19 protein-coding genes are annotated in these 24,900 nt (G+C 35.4%); 14 read left to right on the plus strand and 5 right to left on the minus strand.

The window, feature by feature from the left end; genetic code table 11:
• The first annotated feature begins 40 nt into the window (after nucleotides 1-40).
• Both K4L44_01675 and K4L44_01680 read left to right on the plus strand, forming a co-directional pair.
• Nucleotides 41-760: an FKBP-type peptidyl-prolyl cis-trans isomerase gene (locus K4L44_01675; protein ID QZE14605.1), complete on the plus strand. Its 720-nt coding sequence runs from the start codon at nucleotides 41-43 to the stop codon at nucleotides 758-760.
• Between the two features lie 163 nt (nucleotides 761-923).
• Nucleotides 924-1,331 carry a DUF3127 domain-containing protein gene (locus K4L44_01680; GenBank protein ID QZE14606.1) on the plus strand — a complete coding sequence of 136 codons (408 nt, stop codon included), beginning with the start codon at nucleotides 924-926 and terminating at the stop codon, nucleotides 1,329-1,331.
• A gap of 175 nt (nucleotides 1,332-1,506) precedes the next feature.
• Here the strand turns inward: K4L44_01680 and K4L44_01685 are convergent, their stop codons facing one another.
• The gene (locus K4L44_01685; GenBank protein ID QZE15934.1) at nucleotides 1,507-1,980 is read right to left on the minus strand and encodes an Lrp/AsnC ligand binding domain-containing protein; all 474 of its coding nucleotides are present in this window, start codon (nucleotides 1,978-1,980) and stop codon (nucleotides 1,507-1,509) included.
• A gap of 221 nt (nucleotides 1,981-2,201) precedes the next feature.
• A complete protein-coding gene (locus K4L44_01690; GenBank protein QZE14607.1) occupies nucleotides 2,202-3,179 on the minus strand; it encodes a mechanosensitive ion channel family protein in 978 nt (325 codons plus the stop codon).
• A 276-nt stretch (nucleotides 3,180-3,455) separates the two neighbouring features.
• Here K4L44_01690 and K4L44_01695 point away from each other — a divergent pair, with 276 nt between their 5' ends.
• The gene (locus tag K4L44_01695; GenBank protein ID QZE14608.1) at nucleotides 3,456-4,748 is read left to right on the plus strand and encodes an IgA Peptidase M64; all 1,293 of its coding nucleotides are present in this window, start codon (nucleotides 3,456-3,458) and stop codon (nucleotides 4,746-4,748) included.
• Here K4L44_01695 and K4L44_01700 read toward each other — a convergent pair whose 3' ends face one another.
• On the minus strand, nucleotides 4,749-5,576 hold the full coding sequence (locus K4L44_01700; protein ID QZE14609.1) for a toxin-antitoxin system YwqK family antitoxin: 828 nt from the start codon (nucleotides 5,574-5,576) through the stop codon (nucleotides 4,749-4,751).
• A gap of 237 nt (nucleotides 5,577-5,813) precedes the next feature.
• On the opposite strand from K4L44_01700, the gene K4L44_01705 reads away from it, so the two are divergent.
• Nucleotides 5,814-8,459, plus strand: a complete 2,646-nt coding sequence (locus K4L44_01705; protein QZE14610.1) for a right-handed parallel beta-helix repeat-containing protein — start codon at nucleotides 5,814-5,816, stop codon at nucleotides 8,457-8,459.
• A gap of 26 nt (nucleotides 8,460-8,485) precedes the next feature.
• Here K4L44_01705 and K4L44_01710 read toward each other — a convergent pair whose 3' ends face one another.
• Complete coding sequence (locus tag K4L44_01710) at nucleotides 8,486-9,577, minus strand: ISAs1 family transposase (protein QZE14611.1); 1,092 nt, start codon at nucleotides 9,575-9,577, stop codon at nucleotides 8,486-8,488.
• 356 nt (nucleotides 9,578-9,933) lie between these two features.
• Here K4L44_01710 and K4L44_01715 point away from each other — a divergent pair, with 356 nt between their 5' ends.
• The 7 genes from K4L44_01715 (at nucleotide 9,934) to K4L44_01745 (ending at nucleotide 19,567) form a co-directional block, all read left to right on the plus strand.
• Nucleotides 9,934-10,905 carry a DUF4974 domain-containing protein gene (locus K4L44_01715; GenBank protein ID QZE14612.1) on the plus strand — a complete coding sequence of 324 codons (972 nt, stop codon included), beginning with the start codon at nucleotides 9,934-9,936 and terminating at the stop codon, nucleotides 10,903-10,905.
• A 43-nt stretch (nucleotides 10,906-10,948) separates the two neighbouring features.
• On the plus strand, nucleotides 10,949-14,245 hold the full coding sequence (locus K4L44_01720) for a SusC/RagA family TonB-linked outer membrane protein (GenBank protein QZE14613.1): 3,297 nt from the start codon (nucleotides 10,949-10,951) through the stop codon (nucleotides 14,243-14,245).
• A 12-nt stretch (nucleotides 14,246-14,257) separates the two neighbouring features.
• Nucleotides 14,258-15,844, plus strand: a complete 1,587-nt coding sequence (locus tag K4L44_01725) for a SusD/RagB family nutrient-binding outer membrane lipoprotein (GenBank protein QZE14614.1) — start codon at nucleotides 14,258-14,260, stop codon at nucleotides 15,842-15,844.
• A 30-nt stretch (nucleotides 15,845-15,874) separates the two neighbouring features.
• The gene (locus K4L44_01730) at nucleotides 15,875-16,861 is read left to right on the plus strand and encodes a hypothetical protein (GenBank protein QZE14615.1); all 987 of its coding nucleotides are present in this window, start codon (nucleotides 15,875-15,877) and stop codon (nucleotides 16,859-16,861) included.
• A 5-nt stretch (nucleotides 16,862-16,866) separates the two neighbouring features.
• Nucleotides 16,867-17,967, plus strand: coding sequence for a DUF1735 and LamG domain-containing protein (locus K4L44_01735; protein QZE14616.1), 1,101 nt, complete (start codon nucleotides 16,867-16,869; stop codon nucleotides 17,965-17,967).
• 36 nt (nucleotides 17,968-18,003) lie between these two features.
• Nucleotides 18,004-18,972 (plus strand): DUF1735 domain-containing protein, encoded by a 969-nt coding sequence (locus tag K4L44_01740; GenBank protein ID QZE14617.1) that lies wholly within the window; start codon nucleotides 18,004-18,006, stop codon nucleotides 18,970-18,972.
• A 94-nt stretch (nucleotides 18,973-19,066) separates the two neighbouring features.
• The gene (locus K4L44_01745; GenBank protein QZE14618.1) at nucleotides 19,067-19,567 is read left to right on the plus strand and encodes a sigma-70 family RNA polymerase sigma factor; all 501 of its coding nucleotides are present in this window, start codon (nucleotides 19,067-19,069) and stop codon (nucleotides 19,565-19,567) included.
• 420 nt (nucleotides 19,568-19,987) lie between these two features.
• Here the strand turns inward: K4L44_01745 and guaB are convergent, their stop codons facing one another.
• On the minus strand, nucleotides 19,988-21,460 hold the full coding sequence (gene guaB / locus K4L44_01750; protein QZE14619.1) for an IMP dehydrogenase: 1,473 nt from the start codon (nucleotides 21,458-21,460) through the stop codon (nucleotides 19,988-19,990).
• A 247-nt stretch (nucleotides 21,461-21,707) separates the two neighbouring features.
• Here guaB and K4L44_01755 point away from each other — a divergent pair, with 247 nt between their 5' ends.
• The 3 genes from K4L44_01755 (at nucleotide 21,708) to K4L44_01765 (ending at nucleotide 24,863) form a co-directional block, all read left to right on the plus strand.
• The gene (locus K4L44_01755; protein QZE14620.1) at nucleotides 21,708-23,594 is read left to right on the plus strand and encodes a RecQ family ATP-dependent DNA helicase; all 1,887 of its coding nucleotides are present in this window, start codon (nucleotides 21,708-21,710) and stop codon (nucleotides 23,592-23,594) included.
• Nucleotides 23,595-23,670: 76 nt separating this feature from the next.
• On the plus strand, nucleotides 23,671-24,213 hold the full coding sequence (locus K4L44_01760; GenBank protein ID QZE14621.1) for a DUF5063 domain-containing protein: 543 nt from the start codon (nucleotides 23,671-23,673) through the stop codon (nucleotides 24,211-24,213).
• A gap of 62 nt (nucleotides 24,214-24,275) precedes the next feature.
• Complete coding sequence (locus K4L44_01765) at nucleotides 24,276-24,863, plus strand: 3'-5' exonuclease domain-containing protein 2 (protein QZE14622.1); 588 nt, start codon at nucleotides 24,276-24,278, stop codon at nucleotides 24,861-24,863.
• Nucleotides 24,864-24,900 lie beyond the last annotated feature (37 nt).

Genomic DNA, 24,900 nt, shown 5'->3' on the forward strand with positions numbered 1-24,900 from the left:
AATACTCATAATATCCGAAATTTATATAAACTTGATTAATATGAAACTTAAAAATCTTGCTTACGCACTAACTATCGGTGGTGCATTTGCTTTCGCGTCATGTCAAAGTGGTGCAAAAAATCAACCACTTAATAACCAAGCAGACTCAACATCTTATGCTATTGGTGCTGATATGGGTGAAGGTCTTGCAAAGAACTTAGAGAGTGCTCCAGGTGGAACTGAATTGAATGCAGATATCATTCTTTCAGCTATTCAGACTTCAATTAACAAAGGCGAAACTAAAATGACTGCTGAAGAGCGTCAACAAGTTATTCGTGCATTCTTTACTTCACAGCAAGAGAAAGCAGCAAAAGCAAATGTTGAAAAAGGAGAAAAATTCCTAGAAGAAAACAAGACTAAAGAGGGTGTTGTCACTACTGAGTCAGGTTTGCAATATAAGGTGATCAAAAAAGGGGATGGTGCTATCCCAACTAAAGATGACAAAGTAAAAGTTCACTATACTGGTCGTTTAATTCCTGATGCTAAAAATCCTGAAGGAAAAGTATTTGATAGCTCTATTGAACGTGGAAAACCTGCTGAATTTGGTGTTTCTTCTGTGATCCCAGGATGGACTGAAGCAATCCAATTGATGCCTGTTGGTTCTGAGTTTAAAGTATTTATTCCTGCTAGTCTTGCTTATGGTGAGAGAGGTGCAGGTCAAGATATTGGACCAAACTCAACTTTGGTTTTCGATATTCAATTGCTTGATATTGTTAAGTAATTAAATCTATTATCTCATTATTAATGAGGAGAGGAGATTCTAATTTTAGGATCTCCTTTTTTTTGAGTTTATAATTAGGGAATGATTCATAATTTCTTTAACTTCATAATTGTCTAATTAATTGTATCTTTGTATTAAACATTCAATTTTATTAAAAGCCATTATGAGTTTTACAGTAAAAGGTAAATTAGAAAAAGTACTTGACATGGTTACAGGTACAAGCGCTAGAGGTGAGTGGAAGAAAAGAGAGTTTGTAATTACAACTCAAGAAGAACAGTATCCTAAAACGATATGTTTTACTCTTTTCAATGATAAAGTATCTCTTATTGAAGGATTTCAGCCTGGATCTGATGTTGAAGTATCTTTTCAAGTAGAATCAAGAGAGTATCAAGGACGTTATTTTCATAATGTTAATGCTTGGAGAATTCAACCTGCTGTTGCTGCAGCACCAGGAGAAGCTCAAGGAACTGTTCCTCAGTTTGATCCTAATTCATTTGCTACACCAGCCTCTAATGACAACACTGCTGCAAATAACAGTGCTGCTTCAGAGGATGATGATCTTCCATTCTAAATATAGAATAATAATAGAGGGGACGTCCTACATAGTATATCCCCTTTCTATTGATACCATACGTCCCTCCTTTTCATAACTAATGTATCTGTGTATGTGATAAAAGGGGCAAGATGTGGAGAATAAAAAAGAGGATATTCGTTTAAGAATATCCTCTTTTTTATGGTAGAGCTCATTAAGAGATTGGTATTTGTCTTTTAAAGACTTGGTCTAGTGAGATGAAAGTCTCAGTTCTAGCAATACCATCAATTGCTTGTAGATCCGTATCAATAATCTTCTTTAAATGACGATTTGATTTGGCCTGTACTTTTATGAATATAGCCCAAGCTCCTGTTGTAAAGTGACACTCCACAACTTCAGGGATCTCTTTAAGTTGTTCAACGACCTTCTTATCGTAATTGGCTTTCTCTAAGAATATTCCTAGATATGCACAAGTATTAAATCCAAGCTTATTAGGATTTACAATGAATTCTGAGCCAGATACAATTCCGATATTTAATAATCTTTGAACACGTTGATGAATTGCCGCTCCGGAAACACCACATTCACGTGCTACCTCAAGAAATGGAATTCTTGCATTCTTCGTAATGAGCTGAAGAATCTTTTTATCAAGTTCATCAATATGAACGATTTCTTCTGTATACTCCATTTCTGAACTTTCAGTATATTTTTTCACAGTGCTTATAATTTGTTACAAAAACAATGAAAACTTCTTTAATTTGAAGCAAATATAGGTAAAAATACCCTATGTGTGCAACGATCTGATATGTTTAACACAATGTTTTCTTTAGATTGGCAAATCTATTAATAATATGTAAAAAGATATTCCTTTTTGATAATATAATTTAATTGATTTTTGTCACACGAACACTATTGTTTGGGTAAGTTCGTTGGATATTGATAAGATTTCAGTCCAAAATGAGAGAGTGCTGACAAAAGGGTTTCAATTATCTCTGATTGAATATTTTCGTAGGGTCCCCACTCTTTTATTGTACAGAATGCATATATCTCTAATGGCATACCATAAGGAGTTTGTTGCAATTGTCTTACAATTAAAGTCATCGATTCGTTGATCTTGGGATGATTCTTTAGGTAGTTCTTGGTATACTTACGATAGAGAGTGAGATTTGAAATGTTGTTATAAGAAGTTTCTCCCTCTTCAATGAATTTATTTTTGAGCAGGTCATTGTATCTCTCTTCATCAATCAATTTTACACTATTGACATCAATAAACATTGATTTCTTTATTCTTCTGCCTCCAGACTCTTCCATGCCTCGCCAATTCTTGACACTTTCAGAAATCATTGCATAAGTTGGTATAGTGGTGATTGTCTTATCCCAATTCTGAACTTTCACTGTATTGAGAGTAATGTCTTCCACTGTGCCATCAGCCATCCGTGAGGGCATCTCAATCCAATCACCAATTTTAAGCATATGGTTTGCTGCGAGCTGGATACTAGCTACGAACCCTAGGATTGTATCTTTAAATACTAATAGTAGGACTGCTGCCATAGCTCCCAAACCTGCAAGAATAGTAGATGGTGTTTTATCAAGTAAAATGGATATGACGATAATCCCAGCGACTACATACATAAATATCTTAACCATCTGTATGTATCCTTTAATAGGGCGTTCTTTTGCAAATGGATAGGTATTATAGATATCTAGTACTGTATCTAAGAATCTGTCAATAAGATAAACAATAATTAAAGTTAGATATATTTTTGTACCTTCGGTTAAGAGGTTGGTCACTACATGGAAATCCGCATCTGCGAAATCAGAAACGTTATAAAATAGCGCGGCAGGAAATAGGTGGGCAAATCCTCTAAAGAATTTGTTCTTAAACATAAAATCATCCCATCTTGATTTGGTTTTGCTTACAAGCTTTGGTAGCGTTGACCATATAACTTTTCTTGTTATAAAATAAAGAATCATTGCGACCAGGAATATTACGATAAGTGATATAACTAATCCTAGATATTGATTCCAACTTGGTTGTAAGCCTAGTTCAAAGAACCATTTTTTCAGTAATTGATACAGAGATGTGATCATAGTAATGCTTAATGTTAGAGCAAATTATTACAACAAAGATATCTATTTTTTTACATAAAAACGTTAAATATTATGCGGCTAAAGTCATTTTACTTGCTATGTGCATTCATTTTTTCTACGCTATCATCATTCTCTGTAGAAGGTTCTGATTTCAAAGATCTGTTTGAAAATAACACTGTACGTTTTGAGTTTGATTTATGCGGAAATGCTGATACTACATTTGCTGTTATTGGTAATTACTATCTAGAAGGTGTTTGGGCTGGATCTAAGACCCATTTAACGAATAAACTTCATTATGGTAACTATGAGCTACAACTTGTATCTAAAGCCAAAGGTGAGATTCTTTTTTCAAAGGGATTTAGTCCTCTATATCAAGAGTGGAAGAGCACTGCGGTGGCTAAGGTTGTAACAAAGTCATATCTATATAATTTTCGTTTCCCTAAACCCAAACAGGAATGTGTTATTAAACTTATTGAACGTCAATTTGATGGAACAATGCTTACCCTTTCAGAAAACAACTTTGATCCGAAGAGTTATTTTATCAATAGTGAAAAATCAGAGGACTATTCTACTGAGCTTATTTGGGGTAATGGTAAAAATATATCCCACAAAGTAGATGTTGTGATGTTAGCGGAAGGTTATACCGAATCTGAGAGAGAAAAGTTTATATCTGATTGTAAAAGGATGACGAAAGCTCTATTTAGTATGGCTCCTTACAACGAGTATAAGGATGCTTTTAATTTTGTTGCTCTTTTCCATCCCTCATTGGAAAGCGGCTGTGATATTCCAGGAAAGAAATTGTATAAGAATACAACTTATGGATCTTCATTTTATACTTTTGATATTCCACGTTATTTAACCGCAAGAGATATGAAAAAGATTTATAAAGATGCCGCTATTGTTCCTTATGATCAAATATATGTATTGGTGAATACTGACAACTACGGAGGAGGAGGTTTTTATAATTCTATCAATTTAACTTCTGTTGATCACAAGTTGTCCGAGGAGGTATTTATTCATGAGTTCGGACATGGTTTTGCTGGATTAGCGGATGAGTATTATACCTCTTCTACTGCTTTTGATGAGGCTTATTATAGTTTAGATGTGGAGCCGTGGGAACCAAATATCACCACCATGGTTGATTTTAGTGGTAAGTGGAAAGATCTTGTAAAGGGAGAAACTCCAATCCCAACCCCTCGCAGTAAAAAATATAAAAATACTATTGGAGCCTTTGAAGGTGGAGGTTACATGAGTAAAGGAGTCTATTCACCTAGACAAGATTGTCGTATGAAGACAAACACGAGCAAAGGATTCTGTGCAGTTTGTCAGAGATCCATTGCACGTGTAATTGAGCAATATCAATAGTTAGAACCTATTTTGTGTCTTTCTTATTGATTGTATATATTCCATTGGGTTATACTTAAAATCATTGGGGTCGAGGGCTTTGTTCTTCGACTCCTCTTTTGTTGGAATAATATCTTGTGAAATTCCTTCTAAAGTTTCTGGATTTAAGAGTTTATCATCTTTGTATCTTAGCTCACATTGGAGCTCTCCATTGGTTTTGTAATATCTCCACGGGCCTTGTTTCAGCCCTTGTTCAACACTTCCTTCAAATCGAACTTTACCATCACGATATAGCATTCTATGAATACCAAATTCGATCCCATTTTTATATTGAGATCTACTCAAAAGTGCTCCTTCTTTGTAATATTCAAACTTGTTCCCATTCAGATTATCATCTCTCCATATAGACATTGTCTTTAGGTTCCCGTTCTCATAAAAAGTCTTTGCTGTACCGTCAAGTTGATTATCTTTAAAATTAAGTACAGATATTACTTGTCCGGAAGTGGCGAAAGTTCTCCAAGTACCATTTTTTTTCTTTTTAATATACTCCCCTTGTGCAGCTTTTTTCCCATTAGGATAGATAAAGAAAGCCTGTGTTGTATCTCCTGTAATAGAGAAATCTAATATTGCTTTTGTTTTTCCATCTGGGTAGTATCTATACAATTTACCCACGGGATGTCCTTGTGTAAAATATCCTTTATATTTTATCGAACCATTTTCTCTTTTTGCAATCCATTCCCCTGTTTTTAACCCGTTCTTGTCGCACTGATTAATTCCTTGTTTTTGTGCTTTGGCTAATGGGCTTAATAAAATCAGAAGTAATAAGATTGCCGTCTCTCTTCTCCTCATTATTTATCTACTTTATAAGATCTGCCTAAATATAGTGATCCCTTTAGATTTTTAGATCTTGATTATAATAATTATGATATATTTCTCTTCTAAGGAGATCTATTCGTATCATGATACAGCATCCTATTAAATGAAAAGGGGACTTCATGTGATAATACTGTTAACCATTGTGATATTCATATTTATCTTCAGATCGTTACTGCCGTTATATTTGCTACAATCATAAAAGACTAAATTATGAAACTATCTTTTAGCTGGATATTGTTTATTGTTCTTTTAGGGAACAGTTTCACTTCCATGGCAAATAAAACACTTCAATTAGATGTATATCCCACGTCAAAGAAAGGAATGGTGTCAGGTAATAACATATTTTTCTCTATAGAGGAGGCTCGTAATTATATTCGAACCTTGTCTAAAGAGAAACGAAATAGGGACATAGAAGTGTTTGTTCATAATGGGACCTTCTTTTTATCTAATACCGTTGTCTTTGATCTAAGAGATAGTGGCATAGGAGGGAATAAAATAACTTATAGAGCAGCTCCTAATGAGCAACCAATATTTTCTTCTGGGATCGCCGTGGCTTCGTGGACTCCATTAAAAAAGAGGGTAAATGGGCTTAAATCAGAATGTCAAGGAAAGATCTGGGTTGCAAATTTCCCTGACAATGTAGATTCTGTAAGAGTTCTTTATGATGGAAGTAAAAGATTGCTACGCTCAAGAAGCCATGGGTTTAATCATAAAATGCAAAAAGCACCACGTTTTGCAAGTAGAAATATTGCAAAACAAAAAGACCGTTTTTTATTAAAAAAGATGCCTTTTCCTGAAGGTTTGATACAGAAGGGAGACCAGTGGAGTGATATAGAATTTGTTTTTTGTCCTGTCCCTTGGGCTCACAATATTATTGGGGTCGATTCAGTTGATTTTGATAATCATATTGCATGGCTAAAGTATGAAGCAAATTCAGCTCCATTTACTACTCCTAAGGACCACCATCCTGCATATGCAGAAAATGCTATTCGTTTTTTAGATAGTCCAGGGGAGTGGTATGCAGATCATAAAAATAGAAAAATATACTATTGGCCTAAGAATCATAAACCTTCCGGCGGAGAGGTTATTCCTACGTTAACGGAGTTGTTTAAAGTAGAAGGAAAGGTGAATTACAATAGCCTAAAGGATATCCCAGTAAAGAATATCTATTTTGATGGGTTAACTTTCAGCTATGGAAATAGATATGATTGGTGGAAAGGACACAAAGGTTGGGGTATACAGCATGACTGGGATAAGTTTGATTGTCCTAATGCACTGTTAAGGTTTAGGGCTGCAGAGAGTTGTGGGGTGACTAATTGTAGGTTTACGAACTCAGGAAACTCTGCAATTCGTTTAGATTTATATGCTCAAGATATCCAAATAACCAACAATCTAATTGATCATGTAGGGCATATGGGGATTCTTCTTGCTGGTTATGGCCCAGGAAAAAAAGATGTAAACAAGAATAATCATATTGAGAACAATATTATTGATCATTGTGGTGAAGTAATTTACCATGGTCATGCGATCTTTATGTGGCAGAGTGGTAATAACTATGTAGGTCATAACTTGATTCAGAACTGTCCTCGTAAAGCAATTGGAATTTGTGGGGTTCGTGCGCCTATTTTTATAGAGGGAGAATCAGTGGATTGGGACGAAGCATCCAAAACACTAAGATGGAGTGAAATAGATCAAAAATTGAGATCAAAGAAAGGAGTTACTCAGGAATCTATCCTTCCATACTTACATGCAAAAAACAATGTAGTTGAGTATAATGATATATACCGTACAAGAGTTAAGATCGGTGATGGTGCCTCTTTAAATGTCTCTGGTGCAGGAGAAGGAAATATTATGCGCAAGAATATGTTAGTGGAAGTCGTTGGTAATGGAATGAGAACCGATGATTGGCAACGTGGTACTTGTTTCGAAAGCAATATCATCGCAAGTGGAGGTGTGGTACATAAGGGGTGTAATCATCTAAAGAATAATATTTTTTTAAACTCTACGGTTCGTTTTACGTCATACCCTAGACAAGTAAAGAAATCTGGAGCTGAGGTGGTTCATAATATATTCTATTTTGATAATAGAGCAGTGGTTCCATATTCTTCGAGAAAGATCAAACAATTTACAACGCCATTTGATATTTGTGAGAACAAACAAAACTTATTTTGGTGTACAACAGACCAGAACATTGAGAAGGATTTCTTGAACAAGATGCAGATGCATAAAGATTTCGAAAAGGGATCGGTTGTTTCAGATCCTCTTTTTGTTAAAGCATTACCAAAATATCGAAGATTAAGAAAAGAGGACATCCAACTGAAAGCGTCTTCTCCAGCTTATAAGATTGGATTCGAGAAGATTGACAATATGTCCATTGGCTTAAAATCGAATTACCCAATGATACTTTCCTCTAAAGTGATGGCATCCGTGAATCGTAGACTTATTTCAACGGAGGCTAAAGTAACATACTCTTCTGTTGATAGAACTTCAAAGAGCTATGAGTCTCTTCTACTTTCTAGTGGTTCAGAAAAAAATGTTGAGTATGTATTTGAATCGAAGAAAGAGAAAAACCCATATCTTCAATTAGACCTAGGTGTTTTGAAGAGAATTGATGCAATGAAGATTATTAGTACGCATCGTAACGGATTAACAGCAAATCGAGAGATGACTGTATGGATTAGTAGTGATGGGGATAGATGGAGAGAGGTTTGGTGTAATGATATAGATGAAATAAAAGTTGGTAGATCATGGGATATCATATTAGATTCTCCATTAAAAGCGCAATATATAAGAGTCGGATTAAAGGGAAGTGGTAAACTGTGTATGAAGAACCTTCAATTATACCAAAACTTATGATGTTTCAGGGCATTTTCATAAAAATGTTAAATGACAAAAAGAGAAGCCATCTTTCTAATATCAGATAAGAACTTTTCTCTCTGAGCCTTAATGTTTTTAGGTTTATTTCGTTGTATTAAATTAACTACCGTTGTAATTAATATTGCCATTCCTTTTGCTTGATTTCTATTGGAGCATCGTATATTATCTTCAGAGAATAGAACATCTCTTATATAATTACTCATTTCTATCGTCCAGTGTCCCCTAATAGCTTTCGCATATTTATGTGGATGTATTTCATTACAATCTCGGTTACTAATATAATATGAGGTTTCTATCGACCTTTTATTCGAGTTTACTATTAGGCGATCTCTATCGACTTTAATTAAACTCTTGATTCCACAATGAACCCACTTTTCATCAAGTGTAACCTTTCTGATGTCATAAAAAGAGTAAGTTCTTGTTTCTTTTCTTCCATGTCCTTTATTATCAATTGAAAGGCTCATAAACTCAACACTTGACTGTTCATGATTCCGTAATTCTACATTCAAATTCTTTTGGTTATTCTTTACTTGTGCAATGTAGATTCCTTTGGCACTTTCACATTTCTCAAGAGTCTCAAACTGTGTATGAAGCGCATCAAATGTTAAGTTCGAAGATGCCAAAGATAGATCATTTAAGAGCTCTCTTACCGTCGTTATTTCACTTTCTTTAGCTCCTTCATAAAATGTTGCGGCTGTAGATATTTTATCCTTTTGACTTATGCCGTATACAATATTTAGACCTCGTTTTTGCCCTAGACTCTTAGCTATTGTTCCTCGTAGCTCTTTGCCATCTAAAGAAATCCAGTCATCATCATCTTTTGTGTTCTGCCATCCAAAATAGCTTGATTGAACCTCTTGATAATTAGTTGAAGCTAAAAAGGATATTATACGACGTAATTGACTATATGATATAGGTTTACATTTTGGCAGTCCAACGATCTTGCGTAATATAGAATGATAATTCTCTAGAAAACGAGAAATCTCAGACAGCAAGGTATTTCCAGTAATAATTGATAGAGTGATACCTACAAGGACAAACTCTAAATCATGCTTCTTCCCTCGTGTATCTCTAGGATCTACTAAATTTTCTTTCAAATATTCATAGTATTCCTTAACTTCGTTTTTTTAGTCATCTTAAAGGTTTTATATGTTTGTCGTTATTCAAATAAAACACTTTTTGATGACTTTTTTAGTTTTTATGGAAAAGCCCTGTATGATGTTTAAATAAAAATATATAAAGAGATTAAAAGCTATCCTCCAAGAGGGTAGCTTTTTTATTTATTGAAAAATAATAATAATATGTAATTGCATCGTAATTAATTGTCAATTAATGATATAGAGTATTTATTTGTTTCTATGATAGAGATAATTATATCATCATATTAAAAAAAAGTATTTTTTTTTATCATACCATTTAGATATTCATTCGTTACATAGAAAAAGAACCAAACGTGAAGAGAGAAGAATCGAAAATAGAAGACGTTATAATAGATCATATTCAAGGAGATCATTCTGATGAGACTAGTCAGAGAGTTATGGATTGGATTGATGAAACTCCTGAAAATATGGAAAAGTTAAAGCAGGTAAATTTGCTTTATAATTTATCTCATGACCTAGATAAACGGTATAATCATAATGAGTCATTAGAAAATATTTTAACACAAAATAGGCTTAATAAATATCTGAAGGGCATCTCTTTGTATAAGAGACTTTTGGCAGCATGCGTTATTCTTTTAATTGGTGTCACTTCTTTATTTGTTGTTTCTGCTTATCTGTCAGAATATACTTATGTACATATTGAAACGGAAGTAGGAAATAGAACTCACACTATCTTACCTGATGGAACATCCGTTTTTCTAAATTCTAGAAGTAGTATTATTTATAGTTGTGATGGCGGCATCCGTAGTGTTATTCTTGATGGTGAGGGGTATTTTGATGTAGCTTCCACCGGAGACCCTTTTGAAGTTATTTCGAAGAATCAAAAAGTCGTTGTTACAGGAACTCAATTTAATATTGAAGCCTATTCTGAAGATCCCTATATCACTACTACATTAATTGAGGGAAGTATTGAACTAAACATTGCAGATAAGATTCTTAAGATGACTCCAAACCAGCAGGTACGAGTAGACTCTAAAGGTCGATATGTTTTTAATAAAGGAGTGCAAACCACTGATTGTAAAGCATGGATTGAGGACAAAATGATTTTAAGAGACCAAAGTTTTGCCTCTATCTGTATGAAGTTAGAACGTCGATATCAAATCCGAATATCATTTAATGATAGCAAACTCGCTGGGTATAAGTTTACCGGTATTTTCAAAAAAGAGGGACTTCCTGAGATAATATCTATCCTATGCGATATAAGCAATGCAACCTATTATAAAGATAACGACGGCTATCATATTGAACCAAAAAAACTACAGTAAATGACCCAAAAACTAACTAATTAATTTAACTAAACTTTGATGTATGAATTTATTTATTTCTCGTGAACCACTCCTGCGTTTTCGGAGTGGAGCTATTACTATGGTATGTATAGTATTGGCTATCTTCACCTCTTCTTTTAGAATTGATGAGGAAAAACTTTCCTTTAACAACCCAACAATTAAGATCCAAGATGTCTTAAATCAGATTGAATCCAAGACATCTACTCGTTTTATCTTCAAGACGGAGGATCTTAATACGAACAGAAAACTTGGTACTAAATTTAAGAATGCTTCAGCGAAAGACATCTTAGATTACATTGCTGACTCTAATGATTTGGTTTATTCAACCTCTAAGAATGGTTTGGTCGTATTCAAAGCCCAAGATGATAAGAAACTTTTCAAGGGAGTCGTGTCTGATGTGGATGGACAGCCTTTACCAGGGGTAACGATCATTGAAATAGGTACCATGAATGGAGTAACAACCAACGAACAAGGTCAATTTGTTATTCAAGCAAGAAGCGCTGTTTTTAAATTCTCTTTTATTGGAATGTCTTCATTTGAACAATCCCTTAAAGTAGGATCCTTTAACAAGGTGATTATGAAAGAGGATGTAAAGAATATTGATGAGGTCGTTGTTACTGCTTTAGGTATTAAGAGAAAAGCGAAAGTGTTAAGTTATGAAGTTCAGGAACTTGATGGTGATAATGTGACGCAGGCTAAAGATGTAAACTTTGTGAAAGGAATTGCGGGAAAAGTTGCCGGGGTCACAGTAAATAGTAGTGCTGCTGGGCTTGGTGGTGCTGTGAAGATCGTAATGCGTGGAAATAAGTCTATTTCAAAGAATAACAATACCCTTTATGTGGTAGATGGGGTTCCTCTTTTTAATACAGCTGGAGATGCTGGTGGAATGTTTAACAGCAATATAACTAGTGAAGGGATTGCTGATTTCAATCCAGAAGATATCGAAAGCATGTCTGTTCTAACGGGTCCTTCCGCAGCAGCTCTTTATGGAAGTTATGCCGCAAATGGTGTGATCATCATCAACACAAAGCAGGGTAAAGAGGGTAAATTGCAGTTAACTTATTCCAATACAACTGAATTTTGCAAACCATTTGTGACTCCTCGATTTCAATCCACTTATGGATCTCAGGTAGGGTCTTATGAAAGCTGGGGAACTAAATTGGATCAAGAAAGTAACTTTGATAGAATGAAATTCTTTCAAACAGGGACAAATTTTATTAATGCGGTGAATCTATCTGTAGGTACTAAAAAGAATCAAACATTTGCATCTATTGCTTCAACAAACTCGAAAGGTATCGTGCCTAATAGTGAGTATAATAGATATAATGTAATGATCAGAAATACTTCGGTGTTTGCAAACGATAAGATGCATTTAGATCTATCTGCCAACTTTATTAAGATGGATAACCAAAATCTTCTAACACAAGGAATCTATAACAATCCTTTGGTCCCTCTTTATCTTTTCCCTGTAGGAGAGGACTTTGATAATGTTAGAATGTATGAGAGATATAATCCTAGTAGGGGTATTAAAACACAGTTTTGGCCTTATGGAACCCAAGGATCTTTGTCTATGCAAAATCCATATTGGATTGTAAATAAAAATATTAATACGCAAGAGAAATACCGCTATATGTTATCTGCTGGTTTAAAGTATGATATCACCCCTTGGATGAATATCAACGCAAGAACTAGAATGGATAATCAGCATACTACTTCGAGTAGGAAATTATATGCAAGTACTATAGAGCTTTTTGCAGGAGGACCAAACGGAGGTTATGGTATTTCTAATACTTTAGATCGACAGATTTATGCGGATGCATTGTTAAATATCAGTAAGAGTACAGAACTTTTCTCCTTAAATATAAATTTAGGAACTTCTATTATTGACAATTACAACGATTCTAATGGGATGCGGGGAACCCTGTTGACACTTCCGAATTTGTTTACAACCAAGAATCTAGATCTTAAAGACCAGAATACAAAAATTGAGCAATCAGGTTTTCATGACCAAGTACAGTCTGTCTTTGCGAACGTAGAGTTAGGGTTTATGAATTCATTCTACCTTACAGGATCTTATCGTAAGGATTGGGCCTCGATGTTAGCTTATACACAGAATAGTGCTTTTGATTATCCATCTGTAGGACTTTCTGCTATTTTATCGGAGTGTATTAAAATGCCTTCATTCATTGATTTCATGAAGATTAGAGGTTCTTATAGTGAAGTAGGAGCTCCACCTTCTCGTTTCTTAACACATATGCTTTATAATATTGATAAAGGACAAGTCTCAACACAGAAGACGGGTTCTTTAGGAGAGCTGAAACCTGAGAATACCAAGTCTAAAGAGATAGGTGTCGATCTTAAACTGTTCAATAATTGGATTGATTTGTCTGCGTCTTTTTATGAGTCGAATACATATAATCAGACTTTTAACCCAAGAGTATCACAATCATCGGGTAACGACAGTTACTATCTTCAAACAGGAAATATACAAAATAGAGGTATTGAGGCTTCCTTGGCTTTAAACAACAAGATTGGTAAATTAAAGTGGACCTCTTCCTTTGTTTACTCTTTAAATCGAAATGAAATTGTTGAGTTAGTTGATAATGCTATCAACCCAATAACAGGAGAATCTGTTTCTATCAATGAGATGGATATGGTTACTGTTGGTTCATTCTTAGTGAAATTGAAAAAAGGTGGCTCAATTGGAGATATCTATACAACGAATAAACTAAAAGAGGATAACCAAGGAAATATCTTTGTTGATCCAGGTTCTGGTAAAATAGATGTTGTTGGAGATATTCAAAAGGTTGGATCATCTAACCCTCTGTATAACTTAGGCTGGCGAAATAACTTTACTTACAAGAACTTTACACTAGACTTCTTGATTAACGCGAGAGTTGGTGGGGTAGTTGTATCTTCTACTCAAGCTTATATGGATCGCTTTGGTGTATCTGAGACATCTCAAATAGCTCGTGATAATGGAGGAATTGTTGTAAATGGTGCTATGGTTGATCCACAGTATTATAATAGCGTTGTGGGTACAGGACAAAGTGGAATGGCATCTCATTATGTATATAGCGCGACTAATGTTCGTCTTCAGGAGTTGACATTATCTTATTCACTACCGAATGCATGGACCAAATCAGTCGCTAAAAAGGTGACACTTGCTTTTGTAGGTAAGAACTTATTTATGTTCTACAATAAAGCTCCTTTTGATCCTGAACTAGCCCCTTCAAATACCACATACTATCAAGGTATCGATCTGTTTATGTTACCTAGTCAAAGAAGTCTTGGTTTCAATATTAAGTTTAACTTCTAAACAACGACAAAGATGAAAAATACTAATTATATTAAGCGTCTCTTTAAGTCACTTACTGCTTGTTCCATCTTCGCTTTATTGTTGGTTGGATGTACAAGTCAATTTGAGGAGTATAACACCGATCCTTACGGGGTTAGTGATGATCAATTAGCGTATGACAATTTCAAGATTGGATCTTTCTTTCCACAGCTAGAACAATATGTGATAGCCAATCCTGCCAATGTGGATGCCTATGTTTATCAGTTAAATCATAGTCTTTTTGGAGATGTCTACTCGGGATATATTTCAACTATAGGAACATGGGGTGGTGGAACAAATTCCACAACCTATAATTTTGATAACAATTGGATCGATACCCCATTCGGAACTTTCGTGGATATCATTGGGGCTTGGAGAGAGATCAAGAAAGCGGTTAATAATGAAAATTCAGAAGTCTATGCTCTTGCACAAGTTCTGAAAATATCTGCATTGATTCGATTGACAGATATGTATGGTCCTCTACCATATACGCAGCTTCAAGAAGGAGTTTTTGCTGTCCCTTACGATTCTCAAGAGGTGATCTATAAATCTTTCTTTGAAGAGCTAAATAGCGCCATTAGTGTAATGACTAAATTTGTTGTTGCCAACCCACAAGGTCGATTCTCTCCAAAATACGATCAAGTATATCAAGGGAATTATACGAGTTGGATTAAATATGCGAACTCTCTTAAGTTAAGATTGGCAATGCGTATTAATCGTGTTGAGCCTGACTTAGCAAAACAGTATGCTGAAGAGGCGGTGAATCAAGAGTTCGGTGTAATTATATCTAATGGCGATAATGCTGTATTGCCTGTAGAAAATAATCCACTAGAGAGAATAACGAATGGGTATAATGAAATTCGAATGAGTGCCAATATGGAGTCCATCCTAAATGGATATAGTGACCCTCGTGTGGCTAAATATTTCAAGGCTGGCAAAAGTGGTGATAAAGAAGGATACTATGGAGTTCGTACAAGTGTTAGAGTAACAAACTCTGCTATCTACGAAGACTTCTCTCGATTAAATTTTGAAAAGAGCTCTCCCTTAATTTGGCTTACTGCAGCAGAGGTTTCTTTCCTAAGAGCTGAAGGTGCTACTCTTGGTTGGAATATGGGTGGAGATGCTAAGACATTTTACAACGATGGGATTACCAAATCATTCCAACAATGGAATTGTTCAGGAGCAGATGCGTACATCCAAAATGAAACAGCTACTCCAATAAATTATAGTACAGAGGTTGTGGTTGGACACAATATAAGTACAGAAATCACTGCAACGGTGAAGTGGGATGAGTCTTTGTCTCAGACTCAAAAACTTGAGAAGATCATGACACAGAGGTGGATTGCAATGTATCCTAATGGACAAGAAGCATGGTCGGAATTCAGAAGAACAGGATATCCTAAATTGTTCCCTCCTAAAGATAATAGGAGTAATGGCAAAGTCAGTAGTGAAGATCAAATTAAACGTATTCCGTTCTCTCATAGAGAGTATAGTACGAATGCAGATAACATTGCTAAAGCAATTACTCTTTTAGGAGGACCAGATATTGGAAGTACTCCGCTATGGTGGGATGTGGATTAATTATTAAAAACTAACGTTTAAGATCGAATTATGAAATATAATGCATTTTATTATACACTATTTTCTATTGGAATGTTGTTTGCTCTTCTAAGTTGTGATGAGTATACCAAACCTGAAGCAATAGAAGTACAGAAGAAAGTAATTAAAGACGACATATATTACGAGAATTTAAGAGCGTACAAAAGATCTGACCATGCGATTGCATTTGGGTGGTTCGGGGGGTGGACCTGTTCTGGAGCTTCTGCTAAGAACCGTCTTTCTACCCTTCCAGATAGTGTCGATTTAGTATCTATATGGGGTAACTGGTTTAATCTTAATGAAGCGCAACAGGAGGACCTTAATAATGTTAGAAAAAATAAAGGAACCAAAGTGCTAATGTGTTGGATTTGTCAAAATGTAGGAGATCAAATCGGTGCCGAACATTTTGAAGCACTCCCAACTCATGAAGAGAAAATTAAAGCTTATGCCAAAGCAATTATTGATACAATTGATAAGTATGGCTATGATGGTTTCGATATCGATTATGAGCCTGGATATGGGGCAAAAGGTAACATTACTTCAGAAGAGAATATGGAAATTTTTATCAAAGAATTAGGTAAATATCTTGGGCCTCAGTCTGGAACCGACCGAATACTAGTATGTGATGGAGAGCCATATGCGCTTAAAGCGGAGTTAGGTAAATATCTAAATTATTGTATTTGTCAAGCATATGCCTCTTGGGGAAACAGTGATGCAAAGTTAAACAGATATTATGATAAGTGTACATATCTAGAAGAGTTTACTCCTAAAAAGATAATTGTAACCGAGAACTTTGAGAGTTATTGGCAGAATGGAGGTGTCGACTTTATAAAGGATGGTGTAAAGATGAACTCTCTTGAGGGAATGGCTAGATGGAATCCAGTGGATGGTCGTAAAGGGGGTGTAGGAACCTACCATATGGAATACGAGTATATTCACAATCCAGATTATAAATATTTGAGAGAAGCAATTCAAATTATGAACCCTGCAGTAAAGTAAAAAAGATGAGGAATATATATATAATTTTAACCACCTGTGTTTTCGGGTTGTTGTTCATAACAGGTTGTTCTGATGACCAATATACTGAAATCGAAAACGGGATCTATATTAGTCAATCGGAAAGTAACATGACAGAGAAGGTTGTTGTTGCCGACAAAGGTGCGGACTATCTACTATCGTTACGCTTGGGGAACTTGCATAATAGTGATGTAGTAGCCTCTTTGGAAGTGAATGATGATATTATTGATCAATATAATAAAGAGAATGGAACCAAACTAATAGCACTTCCAGAATCTTTCTTTACGTTAAGCGAGAAAGAAGTGGTTATTCAAAAAGGAGAGATAAACTCTTCTCCGATCAAAATCCACATAAATGCTTTAGATGAAACCCTTCCTGAGGGAAATAAGTATGCGATTCCTGTTGCTATTAAAGAGAGTAATGGCGTTTCTATGGTAAATGCATCACGCTCAAGAATCTTAATTATTCAACGTGTGATGATTACAAATGTGGCTCATTTCAATGCTTCTCCGACATCCTTTGAAATCCCAACACCACTAGACCTAACTGCATGGACTGTCGAGTTTAGAATTAAGATGGACTCTTTCCATAAAAATAATCAAGCAGTCTTTTGGTCTGGTCCTACTGAAATTTATTCTCGTTTTGGGGATGTAGTTATCGACAAAAATCAGTTGCAGGTAAAAGGGGTGAATGCACAAGTAAATACGCAAACACACTTTACTCCTAATCAGTGGTATCATATGGCGATGGTGTTCGATGGAGCTACTTTCAAAATCTATATCGATGGAGAGGTTGATTTGAATGTCGGTGCTGAAGTTGGTAAGGTTTATAATATGAAGAGCTTCGGTTTTGGAAATTTTAAAGGACAATTCAGTGAAATGCGTTTCTTCCAAACTGCGAGAACTCAATCAGAAATAAAAGATAATATGTATGCATTAGATCCACAAACTCCTGGATTAATAGGATATTATCGATTAAATGAGGGAAGTGGTGATGTGTTAAAGGATTCTTCTTCTAATGGATATAATATCGATATTCCTAGTGGAGTTACTTGGGTGAATAATGTAAAAGTTCCTGATATCCAATAGAGTGTAATGGTATAGTAATTTTTTTAATGATTAGTTATGATGAATTTTAAATATAGTGCTATTCTACTATTACTAGTTTTGTCTTTTGGTTTTTTTTCTTGCGAAAAAGATGAGACGCTAGGTCCAGAAATAAAAGTATATCTAAATAGTGAAATAGATCCAGTGAACAAGAGTATTGTAAACGTAATTGTTGCAGAAAAGACTTCAACAGATAAAGAGTTTATTGAAATATCTCCTCGTGTAACCATGGAAGCTCCTCAAGATATCAAGGTGTTTTTCGAGTTAAACCCATCTTTGGTTGAACAGTATAATAAAGATAATGAAACAGAATATAAAGCATTAAATGCTACTTCTGTAAGTTTTGGAGACCATAATTATACTACTATTCCTAAAGGGAAGTTTAAAAGTGAAATGCCATTATCGGTTAGTATTAAAGAGTTTCCTAATGAAGCAGGTACCTATATGCTTCCTATTCAAGTAAACCGTATTGAAGGTGTTGATGCTGCAAAATTAAGTAGCAACCTGAATACACATTATATCGTGGTGAAGGTGGTCGTAAACAATATCGCTAGCGATGGCAGTTCTTTGTCTACAACTTATGCAGATCGTAGTGGATGGTCGGTTCGTTCGAAAGTGAGTGGTTATGGAAATGTAGCAAACTTACTTGATGGTGTTGAAAGTAGTTATTTCTTAGCAAGACCTCTTAATTTCGATGTAGAGATGAGTAGTGAGATGTTGATGGATGGTATTGTGTTGACTCCAGGAGCATATGGAGGATCTAATTTTACCTACTGTCCAACTAAAACAAAAGTATACACAAGTTTAGATGGGGAAAATTGGACTTATCAATATTTTATCCAATATACTAAACCTTCTGCTTTTGATCAGCTTATTAAGATTAAGTTTGTCAAACCTGTGAATGCTAAATATATACGATTAGAATCTGAGGGGGGTAACTATAATTATGGTTGTCTATCTGAGATAAATGTGGTAGAACATAAATAATTTTTTACAAATGAGTCATAGTAGATTACTATGGCTCATTTGTGTTTTTATATAAAGATTTATATTTTAGAGTAAATGTATAGAACTTTAGGCGATGGACTCTAATGAAGACTTTATTATAAAATATTTTAATCAATATTATGATCGACTATGTCTATATTCAGAATCAATTGTTGGAGATATAGATGTAGCCAAAGATATTGTCCAAGAGCTTTTTATCTACCTTGTGGAGAAGGATAAAACGGATAGAGAGCTAAGTAGTTCATTCTTCTTTACTTCAGTGAAGCACCGTTGTATTAGCTATTTAAGGCACAAAAAATGTAAAGAACGGTATATTGAAATACAGATAGAGTCATCTAGTTCTATCTTTGATCTAGAACCTTTTCAGTATGATGAGCTCAAGAGAGAGTTTGATTTGTGTTTTGATTTGCTGCCTGAAAGAAGCAAAGAAGTATTTACTCTTGGTAAACTTGAACGAGTTCCACAAAAAGAGATTGAACAGTTGTTAGGAATAAAGGTTGCGACAATAAAAAGTCACATGAGTAAAGCATTATCCATTTTAAGAAATTGTTTTCATAAGAAAGGTATTTTTTAATCAAACGTCTTCAATATCTATTGAATGCCTTTTGTGTGACTCCCTCTATTTAATTATTTGTGTAGCATATTTTACTATGCTATTTTATTCTTGTATTCTATCTTTCTATCCCGTTTTTCATTTCATCATTCCCCATACCTAACATTGGTTTAATAGTTAGTTTGGTTACCTTTCCGTTACCCTTCCGATACCCTTTGGTTACTCTAGGGGTAATCAAAGGGTAACCAAAGGGTAATCCATGTAGCCTTTATGTCTATCGTATATTTCGTGTTGATTGGTTTGGTAGCGGTAGAAAATGGACAAACGAAATTAGACCTATGTCTTATAGGACAGCATCCTTCCATATATTTGGGGAATAAAAAGAGGCGATCTGATTAATAGATCGCCTCTTTGTTCTTTTTCTATCTTTTTATGATAGTCTTAATCTCTACTGTAATTTGGCGCTTCACGTGTAATCGTAACATCATGTGGATGACTTTCAGTCATACCAGCAGAAGTAATACGAGTGAATTTAGCGTTATGAAGTTCTCCAATATTGTTAGAACCACAGTAACCCATACCTGCTCTCAAACCACCTACCATTTGGTATAGTACTTCATCAAGACGGCCTTTATAAGCAACGCGTGAAACGATTCCTTCAGGAACAAGTTTCTTAATATCATCCTCTACATCTTGGAAGTAACGGTCTTTAGATCCATTCTCCATTGCATCGATAGATCCCATACCTCGGTATGATTTAAATTTACGTCCCTGGAAGATGATTGTTTCTCCTGGAGCTTCATCTACCCCAGCAAATAGAGAACCACACATTACTGTGTTTCCTCCAGCAGCCAATGCTTTTACGATATCTCCTGAGTAACGAAGACCACCATCAGCAATCACAGGCACACCACTATTCTTAATTGCTTTTGCTACATTATAAATAGCAGAAAGTTGAGGAACACCAACACCAGCAACAACACGAGTTGTACAGATTGAACCAGGACCAATTCCAACTTTCACTGCGTCTGCACCAGCAAATACAAGTTCTGAGGCTGCTTCAGCAGTCGCAATATTACCAACAATAAAGTCTACCTTTGGATATTCCGTTTTTGCTTTTTTAAGCACTTCAATAACTCCTTTAGAGTGACCGTGTGCCGTGTCGATTACAATAGCATCTACTTCCGCACCAACAAGAGCCTCTATACGTTGCATTGTATCTCCTGTAACACCAACCCCCGCAGCAACACGAAGACGACCTTTACTATCCTTACATGCAAAAGGTTTATCTTTTGCTTTGGTGATGTCTTTGTATGTAACCAATCCAAGAAGATGGTTTTCGGCATCAACAACAGGGAGTTTTTCAATCTTATATTTTTGAAGAATCTCTGCTGCTTTTTCTAAGTCAGTAGCAACATCCGTAGTCACAAGATTTTCCTTTGTCATTACTTCAGAAATCTTGCGTGCAAGATTTGACTCAAATCGAAGGTCACGGTTCGTAACGATTCCAATAAGTTTCTTATTTTCATCAGTTACTGGGATACCACCGATCTTATTTGCTTCCATAATACGTAAAGCATCACGTACCGCTTTGTTCGGACTGATCGTAATAGGATCATAGATCATTCCGTTTTCTGCTCTTTTTACAATCTTTACCTGTTTTGCTTGAGCCTCAATAGACATGTTTTTGTGAATCACTCCGATTCCACCTTCACGAGCCATTGCAATAGCCATACTAGCTTCAGTAACTGTATCCATTGCAGCTGAAACTATGGGTGCGTTTAGCTCAATGTTACGTGAAAACTTAGTTTTAAGGCTGACATTACGTGGAAGTACTTCGGAATATGAGGGTACAAGAAGTACATCGTCGAAGGTAAGTCCTTCGAATACAATCTTATCTGAAAAAAACGACATGGGTATTATATTTTTTGGATTAGAAACGTTTTTTTATTTAATCGGCAAAGATAACCTTTTTGTTCAATATAATAACGGTTTAAATGTGATATTCATATAAAAATGTGTATCTTATTGTTGGAGAAAGAGTTTAATATCAGTGTGTGTGTTTGTTTAGATGATTGAGAGATATTTTTTTTGATGTCATCTTTCTATACTTTAGTTTTGTTATAACAAAGCATCAAATAATCAGATAATTTATTAGTAAGTGAGCGAATATAGAGAAATATTAAAACAGTATTTTGGGTTTGATTCCTTTCGACCACTACAAGAGGATATTATCGATTCTGTTGTCAAAGGTCATGACACGTTGGGTGTGATGCCTACCGGTGGAGGTAAGTCAATCGTGTTTCAGGTAGCTGCATTGGTTCGTGGGGGCGTTTGTGTGGTGGTGACTCCTTTGATTTCATTGATGCAGGATCAAGTTCGAAATCTTCACCGCAGTGGTATAAAAGCTGTCGCTCTTGTTTCTGGGATGAGTAAGCATGAAGTTCATATTGCTCTGGATGCGGTAGAGTATGGAGATACTCCATTTCTTTATTTGTCGCCAGAACGACTTCAAAGTGATTTGGTACAACGACGTATAGGGAGGATACCTATAAACCTTATTGTTGTAGATGAAGCCCATTGTATCTCTCAGTGGGGGTTTGATTTTCGTCCGTCTTATAGAGATATCTCGACTTTTAGAGATGCTTTTCCACAAGTGCCCTTATTGGCTTTAACGGCAACTGCTACTCCATGGGTTGCAAGAGACATTCAGAAAGAGCTCCATTTTAGTACTGAAAATATTTTTAAGAAGAGTTTTGTTCGTCCGAATTTAAATTATCGAGTGCGTATTCTTGAGAATAAAGACCAATATCTATTAAATGTTCTGAAAAGAGCAAAAGGGGTGGGTTTGGTTTATGTTCGTACAAGAAGAAAAGCACGTATTTTATCAGAAATGTTACGCAATCAAGGTATTGGTGCCGATTTTTATCATGGTGGTTTATCTGCAGAAATGCGTACTGAAAAACAGCAGGCTTGGATAGATGGGAAAACTAGAATTATCGTTGGAACGAATGCTTTTGGAATGGGGATCGATAAACATAATGTTCGCTTTGTCGTCCATTATGATGTTCCTAGTTCGATGGAAGCATATTATCAGGAAGCTGGCCGTGCGGGTAGGGATGAGATGCGATCGGTGGTTGTTTTGCTCTACTCTAATGAAGATAAAAAGAGCCTGCATAATGAACTGAACTCTTCCTTTCCTGATGTGGATGAGGTTCGAAAGATTTATGACTCTTTGTGTAACCGTCTTCAAGTACCGATGAATACAGGAGAAGGACGTTCTTTTCCTATTGACATCTTTGACTTTTCGAAGAAATTTAATTTCTCAATGATTCATGTCTTCCATGCTTTGAGGCTTATGGAGAAGGAGGGATATATACAGTATATGGATGAGATGGAGAGTGTCTCCAAAGTAAATATCTCAATTCAGCGCGACGATCTTTATGTATTTCAAGTGGATAATCCATCATACGATAAGTTTATTAGAGTATTGTTGAGGATGTATGAAGGGGTGTTTGTGGACTATATCGAGATAGATGAACAAGAGCTTGCTGATGTCTTGAAGTGGGATAAGGAGAAAGTAGAGAAGGTTCTTGCTATTTTAGATAAAAGTGGTGTCATTAGATATAGTGCTGCACAAAAAACAGCTTATGTGACAATTCTAAGGAATAGGGTGTCTATGGATAGGTTTATGTTTAATAGTCAGAAATACAACGAGCGGAAGAATTTCGCATTGGAGCGTATGACCCGGATGATTGAATATTGTGAAGTGAAGTCTATTTGTAGGATGGTTTTTATATCGAATTATTTTGGTGAATATGATGTAGAGACCTGTGGTGTTTGTGATGTGTGTCAGGCAGAAAAGGCCAATCAAGGAGATGGTCTTGAGGCCCGAATTTGTAAGGCATTACAAACCCCAGTATCGTTGATTAAACTTCACTCTCTTTTTGTGGAAGAACGAACTTTTCCAATGGTCTTGGATAAGCTTTTACAGTCAGAAGTAATCGTTTATGATAGAAATGGCTTTCTGGTTCTAAATGATAAATAGTCAATAAAAATGGGAAACTTCAATCGGTTGATGTATTTTTGAAAAATCATGGATAAATTTAATTTTTATATTCATCATGGGTGAAGATAGTTTAGATCATATTGTATACCAGAAGAGTGTTGTTGAATTTGTTGCTGTGGCAAATGAGTATTGTCTCTTTGTGGAGCAAAAAGAACATGAAAAGCGTTCTGAATATTTAACCAACATCCAGAAATTTTGGAGTTTGTTGTATCTGAAAGCAACTTTGCTACCAGAAGTCGATGGAGGCGATGTGTATGCTGAAAAATTTCTAGAGGAACATGATTACTGGTTTCTGCAGAATAAGATATCTAATTTTTTAGGTCCACATGATCGCTATACTGGGTATTCTGATACGGATCACTACCTTTTGGACGAGGAGGCTCAGAATACATTGTCTGAAAATATAATGGATGTTTACCAAGATCTTAAAGATTTTGTAATGTCTTATCAGTTAGGAGTTGAGGAGGCGATGGAAGCAGCATTGTTCGAATGTAGAGAACATTTTCAGATACATTGGGGGAAACAGTTATTAAATGGCTTGAGAGTAATGCATATACTACTCTATGGAGAACAAGACATTGATCAAGAACAAGATTAGATTTAAATAGCCTATTCGGTGTATTTAATAAGATTTTTAAGCAAAAAGAAGATTCAATCTATATGATTTTTTTTGAAGGAAAAAAGAGTATTTCAAAAGAGGAGTTGGCTTCATTGCCTTTGGATGCTTACAATGGTGAGATTATTTTGGTAGATACCAAAGAGGGTTTAGAAGAGATCTGTTTAGGCTTACAACAATATTCCATATTAGGGTTTGATACAGAAACTAGACCTGCATTTAAAAAAGGAGTTGTTCATGAAGTTTCTCTATTGCAACTTTCGACTGATGATCAAGTTTTTTTGTTTCGATTAAATAAAATTGGACTGCCATCGTGTTTAAAAAGAGTGCTAGAGAATAAAAAGATTGTCAAAGTGGGAGCTGCTATTCGTGACGATATCAAAGGATTGAATAGAATTGGAGCTTTTAATCCTGGTGGTTTTGTGGAACTTCAAGATTTTGTAAAAGAGTATGAGATCGAAAATTTCGGTTTAAAGAAATTGGCAGGATTAGTTTTGGGTTTTCGAATTTCTAAGGGACAAAGACTTACCAACTGGGAGAATGATGTTTTAACTCCTTCTCAGCAAATTTATGCGGCAACAGACGCATGGGTTTCTTCTGAGGTATATAAAAAGCTAATATCCGTAAGATAGATATGGCAATTCATTAACTAATGATCCAACGATGTGT

Source organism: Prolixibacteraceae bacterium (assembly GCA_019720755.1).
Classification (GTDB): Bacteria; Bacteroidota; Bacteroidia; order Bacteroidales; family Prolixibacteraceae; genus Halosquirtibacter; species Halosquirtibacter laminarini.